The 7,426-nt window shown below is 67.6% G+C and carries 5 protein-coding genes; all 5 read left to right on the forward strand.

Annotated features, from left to right (window positions below):
• On the forward strand, nt 1–1,327 hold a 1,327-nt coding region (locus Q4F91_RS12225; protein ID WP_303338001.1), incomplete at its 5' end, for a hypothetical protein.
• A gap of 24 nt (nt 1,328–1,351) precedes the next feature.
• Complete coding sequence (locus Q4F91_RS12230; RefSeq protein ID WP_303338002.1) at nt 1,352–2,098, forward strand: hypothetical protein; 747 nt, start codon at nt 1,352–1,354, stop codon at nt 2,096–2,098.
• 49 nt (nt 2,099–2,147) lie between these two features.
• The gene (gene tssK / locus Q4F91_RS12235; RefSeq protein WP_303338003.1) at nt 2,148–3,524 is read left to right on the forward strand and encodes a type VI secretion system baseplate subunit TssK; all 1,377 of its coding nucleotides are present in this window, start codon (nt 2,148–2,150) and stop codon (nt 3,522–3,524) included.
• Nucleotides 3,525–3,581: 57 nt separating this feature from the next.
• Nucleotides 3,582–4,499, forward strand: coding sequence for a DotU family type IV/VI secretion system protein (locus tag Q4F91_RS12240; RefSeq protein ID WP_303338004.1), 918 nt, complete (start codon nt 3,582–3,584; stop codon nt 4,497–4,499).
• A partial coding sequence (locus tag Q4F91_RS12245) for a type VI secretion protein IcmF/TssM N-terminal domain-containing protein (protein WP_303338005.1) occupies nt 4,496–7,426 on the forward strand: 2,931 nt, incomplete at its 3' end. The genes Q4F91_RS12240 and Q4F91_RS12245, both read left to right, overlap by 4 nt.

Below are 7,426 nucleotides of genomic sequence, written 5' to 3' on the forward strand. Positions count from 1 at the left end.
TCTGATTCTCCTTCGTCACCAGACCGTGGCCGAGGCCATCGCCGGTGACAACTACACCGTGCCCGATCATGCGCAGGCGATCGCCGCCGCGCACTCGGACGCCGAGGGGTACCTGCGGGCGCTCATCGACGCGGATCTCCTCAAGGACGCGTGCGACTTCCTCGCCTATGCGATGCACCGCCGCGCCGGCGTCTGGTGGGGCTATGAGGTTGTTACGGCACTCCGAAAGGAACTCGCCCTCGCCGAGCGCGACGCCATGCTCAAGGCCGAGGAGGCTGAGAAAAAGGAAGCCGAGAAGAAAGAAAAGAAGGAAGGGGAGGAAGCCCCTGAGGGTGCCGGAAAGGAGGCTCAGGCGGCCGAAGCAGCGGCCGAGGGCACCGGGAAGCCGGACGCGCCCGAAAGCGCCGCCGCCCCCGGCGATGGCGCTCAGAACGGCGCTTCCGGAGCCAAGGCGTCCCAGGATGCCGAGCCGGAGTCGTTCGCGGCCTTCGCCGAGCGTTTCAAGGCGAACCCGAAGGATTTCATGAATCCCGCGGCCGAGGCCGATGCGTTCGAGCGCATCAAGGCCGAGCTTCAGGCGCAGCTTGACTACGTGAACTCCCTCATCCCGCCCGAGTTCCGTGAGATATGGAACAAAGAATTCCACAAGCAGTGCGAGGAGCGGCTCGGCAAGATCGATGGGGATCCCTTCGAGATGCTCGCCGAGATGGCACGCAACTATGAGCCGACGAACAGTCCCAGGCAGCCCGACTTCTCGGAGGCGGAGATCGTGAAGAAAACGGCCGCGAAAGCCGAGGAAGTCAAGCAGGAACTCGACGAGAGCCGGAAGGTCTTTGAGATGATGAATCCTGCGGCGCCCAAGGGCGTCGCCGAAGGCAGGCTCCTGAACGCGATGGACGCCGTCTGGTCGTGGATCGCCCTGCCGCAGCTTGAGCAGACCAAGGCCGCCTCGGTCGCGGGCAACGCCTGCGCCGACAAGCCCGAGGGCATGCTCGCCCTCACGGCCTTCTGGAGCTTCGGTAATCTTGACCTCACGGGCAAGATGTTCATTCCGACGCCGCCGGGCCTCGCCGGCAACGGGCTCTCGGGCGTGCTCACGCAGGTCATCGTCCATCCGGGCGGCACGAGGAAACCGGGCGAGCGTCTGAAGGACGCGCTTGAGCTCGGCCTTGAGGTGGCCATGGGCCGCAGCACCTGGGAGGAGGGGCTTAAGCTTGAGCGCGCTCCGCACCGGATGCCCGCGGGCGCGGCGGACCGCCCTGCGGCTGCGGGCAGGGAAGGCACGCCCTCGCCCGAGCGGTTCCGGATGCCCGCGCGGTTCAAGTGAGATGTGTGGAAGAGTCAGTAAAGTATGAAGCGTATGCGCATGGGAAAAATTGTCAGGACCCTGGGCGCTGCGGCCGCGGCCGCGGCGCTCCTCGCTGGCTGCTCGTCGCCGAAGTTCGAGGTGGGCGTGAGGCTCTCGGAGGATCTGAGGGATCTCTACGGCTACCTCCCCTCGATCGAGGTGGACCTCGCTGGTGTGAACCCCGAGGAGGCCGAGCGAGTGAACAACTACAGCGTCGACCGCTGGTTCGAGCCGGGCAACCCCATGCGTGCGAGTCTCATCCACAAGACGCTGCGCTTCTCCGAGGACGCCGCGTCACCGAAGAACGTCCCGAAGGACGATCCGCTCTGGGGCGAGCTTGAGGAGCGCGGCTCGACGCTGATGGCCGTTCTCGTGAACCTCCCGCCCGTGGCGGCGGAGGGCGACGGCGACCCGCGCCGCATCATGGTGCCCATCCGCTCGGAGCACTGGTACGAGCGCGAGGGCGGCAGCCTCTGGTTCGAGATCGCCCCGGGCGGCGTGGTCCGCCTCGGCAAGCCCGCTTCGAAGCCGAAGAGCTCGGTGAAGACCGTGGAGGCCCCGCCCGACGAGCCCGAGACGATCGAGACGAACATTCACTTCGCGAGCGATGAGACCGCACAGGGCGCCGCCGCGGGTGAAGCCGCCCAGGCGGGCGGGTCCGCCGCCGCCGAGCCTGCGGCCGCTGCAAGTGCCCCCGCAGGCGAACCCGCCGCGGCCGAGGCCCCCGCCGACGGCGCCGAGGGCGAGTGACGCATTGCGAACGCCTGACGAAAGAACATGACGAACTTGAGGAAAGAACATGCGATTCAATGAACAGCTTCACTGGTCCGACGGCCTCTTTCTGCAGCCGCAGCACCTGCAGCGCCTGCAGCGGCAGACGGCCGAGGCGATCCGTGCCGAGCGCTCGATCGCGTTTCCCTTCCCCTCGGGGTTCCTTGACCTTGAGATCGACGAGGAGGCGCTCGCCGCACGCCGTGTCGTGGTGAAGCGCATGAGCGTGGTGATGCCGGGCGGCGAGGAGCTCTCGATGCCAGGCAACACCGTTCTCGCTCCCCTCACGATCGACCCGCCGGGCGAGGCGGGCTCGGAAGCGGCGCGCGAGGTGACCGTGTGGCTCACGCTCCCCAACTGGTCCTCGATCGAGGGCAACCTCTCCGAGGACGCCGATGACGGTCGTCAGTACACCGTGCGCGACGAGATGCTGCGCGACGAGAACACGGGCGCATCCGAGGCCGACGTCACCTTCCGCAGGATGAACGCGTCGCTCACGACGAACCCGGTGCAGAAGGGCGACGTGACGGCGCTGCCGCTCGTGCGCCTCACGTGGGTCTCGAGGCTCGCCTCCGAGCCGAAGCTCGCCGTCGACGAGCACTTCATGCCGCCTTTCCTCGTGGTGACGGATGACTGCCCGCTCGTGATGCTCGTCAACGAACTCCTCTTTGAAATCCGCGGCCGCCGCGACCGCATCCAGAGCCTGCTCGAGGAGTCGGGGTTCAACGCCGAGACCCTGGGCGGCACGAAGCTCCACCGCATGCTCGAGCTCCTCGCGCTCAACCGCTTCGAGGCGAAGCTCGGCGGCGAGCTCGTCGCCGGTCGCGAGACGCCCTGGCAGCTCTATGTTGAACTGAGAACGCTCCTCGGAGAACTCTCGGCGCTGCAGCCGCTCTCGAAGTGCGACGACGTCCCGGCGTACCGCCACCTTGACCCGATGCCCGCCTTCTCGGAGATCCTCACGCGCATCCGCGCGCTGCTCCTGATCGAGGGCGCCGCCGGTTATGTGAAGGCCGACTTCCACGCGTCCGCGGCCGGGTTCCTCGAGGCGGAGCTCTCGGGCGAGGCGCTCCTGAAGGGCGACGCCTGCTACCTCGCGGTGAAGACCTCGCTCAACGACAGCCGCGAGGCGGTGCGCCAGATCGAGACGGGCGACAAGTTCCGCCTGATCGACCCCGAGAACCGCACGAGCCGCGTGCGCGGCGTGAAGCTCACCGAGATGCGCTACCCGCCCCGCTACCTCCCGGTGCTCCCGCACACGGTCTGGTTCAGGCTCGAGACGGAGAGCTCGGAGTACATCTGGAACCGCATCACGAACAGCCGGAGCGCGGCGATCGACTGCGCCGCCGGGCTCTTCCCGGACCTCGAGGCCTCGCTCTTCATCACCGTGATGAAGAGCGCCTGAGGCGCCGCCCGGCGAGGATGAACACTGAACACAAATATTCTGAAAAAAGACTTTTGAATGGCTACGGACATCACAAAGGATCTCGCGACAGTCTGCCGGCCTGTCCTGAAGCGCATCTGTGAGTACTGGCTCCTGAAGCGCTCGGGACTCGAGCCCTCGGCCGCACAGGCCCTTGACCAGGTGAGCGCGGATCTCGCGAGCGTGCGCAGGCGCGCCGCCGAGGACCCGGCGCTCTCCGAGGCGTTCGCGCGCATCGAGCAGCCCCTCATCTTCTTCATCGACTACACGATCAAGGAAGGGGGCTTCTCCTTCAGCGCGGACTGGCGCGAACTCGCGCGTGACTTCGGCGAGCTCTCGGGCGACGAGAAGTTCTTCGAGCTCCTCGAGGACTGCCGGCACGCCCCTGACGCGGGCGAGCGGCTCTCGGTCTTCTTCCTCCTGCTCGGCCTCGGCTTTGACGGCATCTACCGCACCGAGCGCTGGCGCACCGTCGAGATCATGCAGTCGATCGCCGGCGCGGCCCCGCAGGGCTTCAACCCCGCCACCGACCTGATCACGCCGCCTCCGAAGGCGAAGGAAACGACGAAGAAGCAGCAGCACGCCTGGCTCTCGCACCCGGCCTTTGCGATCGGATGCTGCGCCCTTGTGCTGGTCGCGGCCTTCGCCTGGAACGGCTGGAAGCTTCACAAGGCGACCGAGGACTTCCGCAATGAGGTGATCCGCGCGGTCTTCTCCGCCGCCCCGCAGCTCTCGATCCTCACCGAGGACGAGCTCGAGGATCTGAACGAATACAGCACCCGCATGGAGAGCGAGTCGGCCGACTTCGTCTCGGTCACGCCCTCGCCCGGAACGAACACGGAGACGGAGCGCAATGCCGCTGGGGAGCCCGCGGCCGCGCCGGCGTCCGGATCGGACGGCTGGGTTGAGCTCGGAGCCGAGCCCTCCGGCACGCAGAGTCCGAAGGGAGGCAGATGATGGAAGAGTTTCTCGATCCGATCCTTGATATCCTCAACGATCTCGACCTCACCAACGTCGCGCTCGCGCTCGTCATCCTTGTGATGGTCGTCATCCCCCTGGGCAAGCGCCTCTGGAACTGGCTCAAGACCACCAAGAAGGTCGAGGAGATCAAGAAGGACCTGATGGTCTGGCGCAACCTCGCGGGACTCGCCAAGGGCGGCGAGGACGCCGACCGCGCGAAGGAAGGGTTTGCCAACCGCTCCGAGGACGTGAAGGCCGACTTCCGCCAGGGCTATACGCTGCTCGCGCAGAACAGCCATGTGGCGGCGAACCTGCCCTGGTTCCTCCTCGTGGGCGAACCGGCCGCGGGCAAGACCGCGCTTCTCGAGCGAAGCGACCTCGAGCTCACGCCGTCGGCCGACCCCGCGCCGGGCGACCAGGCGGCGCTGCGCTTCTGGCTCGGCGGCCGCGCCATCGTGCTCGACTTCGCCGGACGTCTCTTCTTCGACCGCTGGATGGGCGGAAGCTCCGCGGAGATGCGCACGCTCGAAAAGCTCATCGCGCGTCACAACCGCGCGAAGCCCCTCTCGGGCATCATCCTCGCGATTCCCGCCGACGCGCTCTTGGGCGACGAGCGTCCGCTCGCCCGCAGGAAGGCGATGCTGATCGCCGCCGAGCTCGAGAGCCTCACGGCGCGGCTCGGCATGGTGCTCCCCGTGCACGTCGTGGTCACGAAGCTTGACCGCGTCGCCGGATTCGGCGACTTCATGAGCGAGCTCGACGACAGCATGCGCCACCAGTCCTTCGGCTGGCAGCCCTCGCACACGGGCCCGGGCTTTGACGAGGCCGACTTCGGGAACTTCTGGACGAGGACCGTCGAGCGCCTGCGCGAGGCCGTTCCGGGGCTCATGCGCACGACCTCGGTCGTGGGACGCGTGGGCTCGAGCCGTCTTGAGAAGACCGCCGGCATCTATCTCTTCCCCGAGAGCTTCTCCGAGCTCAGGGACGGGCTTGAGACGTACCTGCGCACGATCTTCGGCGGCGGCGACTTCGTGGGCGTGAAGTCCGTCGAACTCGCCGGCGTCTCCTTCACGTCCGCCATGCAGACGGGCCCCGCCTTCTCGCGCGACCTCGCCGCCACGGCGGGCCGATCGGTGGATGACACCGCCGTCGAGCAGCTGCCCACGGGCGAGCGCGGCGAAGGCCGGCCCTTCTTCATCACGAATCTTCTCGGGCAGTGGATCTTCCAGCTCACCGACAGCGCCCGCTTCACGCGCCGCGCGGCGCTCAAGCGCCGTCTTCCGGTGCATGCGCTCTGCGTCGCGATGCTCGCGCTCGCCGGCTGGTGGCTCTACGCCGCGTGGTTCGAGACCGAGCCCTTCAAGGATGAGCTCGTCGACGACGCGCAGTACTACACGATGCTGAGCGACACCTTCCGCGACGGCCGCATCACGCACGCCCCGCTCCTCACGCTCTCTCCGCAGTCGGGGCCGGGCACGGTCTTCGACCGCCCCTTCCCGGGCGGCTCGAGCATGAGCCGTCTCGACTTCTTCCGCACGGCCTACTCGGAGACGAGCCGTCCGATCTACGCGCCCTGGGGACTGAAGGCCTCGTCGCTGCTGCAGTTCGGAATCAGCGGAGACCTTGAGCGCCGCTCGCGCCGCTTCCTCTTCGACCAGGTGCAGACGCACATGTCGTTCCTGCCGGCGCTCACGCTCCTCGAGCGCGACTTCAATCTCGCCGGCAGTTCCTCCGGTCCCTTCACGCACGACAAGCGTGACGCGGTCTTCGCCCTGCTGAGCTTCGCGGACTACCGCTCGAAGGTGGGCTGGACCGACCGCCAGCAGAACCCCCTCTACTCGAAGTCCTCGCTCGCGGCGTTCCTCGACTACCTCTACCCGGAGATGCCGGACTCGACGATCGGCATCCTCTCCTCGTTCCATCCGGAAAGCGACCGCATGGCCGACCGTCTCAACGCGACGATCGTGCTCTCGAACGATTACGAGTCGGCCTCTCGCGCGGGCGTCTCGATGCTGCTCTCGAGCTTCTCGGCGGGAACGGCCTTCCCCTCGACGCTCTGGCAGCGTGTCAACGTGGCCGCCGAGGCCGCGGAGACCATCGCGAAGTCCGCGGCCGATGCGCGGCGCCTCGCAGCCGTGAAGGACCCGGTCGCGATCGACGAGGCGGTCGCGCGCTGGCGTGACATCGCCGCGCGCACGGCCAGTGCGAACGCGCTCATCACGCCCGAACTGAAGGAGGCGATGAGCCTCGGCGTCTCGGGCGCGGCCGTTCAGACACCCGGCCAGAAACTCTTTGACCTCGCCACAAAGAACGTCCCCGGCGCCGACAAGGTGATGGAGAAGGCGGGCGACGCCGCGAGGCGCATGATCGCCGCCAACCCGAACGCCCGTCTCGACCGTGCGTTCGCGGAGTACCGTAGCGAGCTGATGGACGACTTGAGTCTGCTCGAGCAGCACCTCGTCTCGACGCAGCATGATGCGGCGCTTCACACTGACCGCCATGCCTTCACGCGCGAGGCGATCACGTCGACGCGCACGACGGTCGAGCGCAGGCTCAGCGACCAGCGCGCGGCGCTCACGACCCGGGTCGAGGCGATCCGCGGCAACGCGCTCTTCCAGCCGGTTCGCGAAACGAACCAGGAGGGCTCGGCCGCCGTTCCGCTCGGCGTGGATCTCTTCACCGAGTTCATGCGCCTCACCGCCGTCCCGGATCTCACGGAGACCCGCGGCGGGGTCGAGGGCTTTCGCGCCCGCTGGACCGCGCTCACGCGCGGCCTCGCCGAGCGCCGGGCAGCCTTCAGAAGCTTCCTCGATGCGAACAAGGACGTGAAGTTGATCACTGAGCTCGCGCCGCTCGGCGAAGCGATGATCACGGCCGCCGCCGACGAGGCGAGGCTTGCCGCCGTCGCGGCCCTGATGGACGCC

The organism is Sutterella sp., assembly GCF_030539355.1.
In the GTDB taxonomy this organism is placed as follows: domain Bacteria; phylum Pseudomonadota; class Gammaproteobacteria; order Burkholderiales; family Burkholderiaceae_F; genus Sutterella.

What these genes read in the sequence shown, in the direction of transcription:
- Q4F91_RS12230 (WP_303338002.1), top strand. Translation starts at nt 1,352, where the DNA reads ATGAAGCGTATGCGCATGGGAAAAATTGTCAGGACCCTGGGCGCTGCG.
- tssK (WP_303338003.1), top strand. Translation starts at nt 2,148, where the DNA reads ATGCGATTCAATGAACAGCTTCACTGGTCCGACGGCCTCTTTCTGCAG.
- Q4F91_RS12240 (WP_303338004.1), top strand. Translation starts at nt 3,582, where the DNA reads ATGGCTACGGACATCACAAAGGATCTCGCGACAGTCTGCCGGCCTGTC.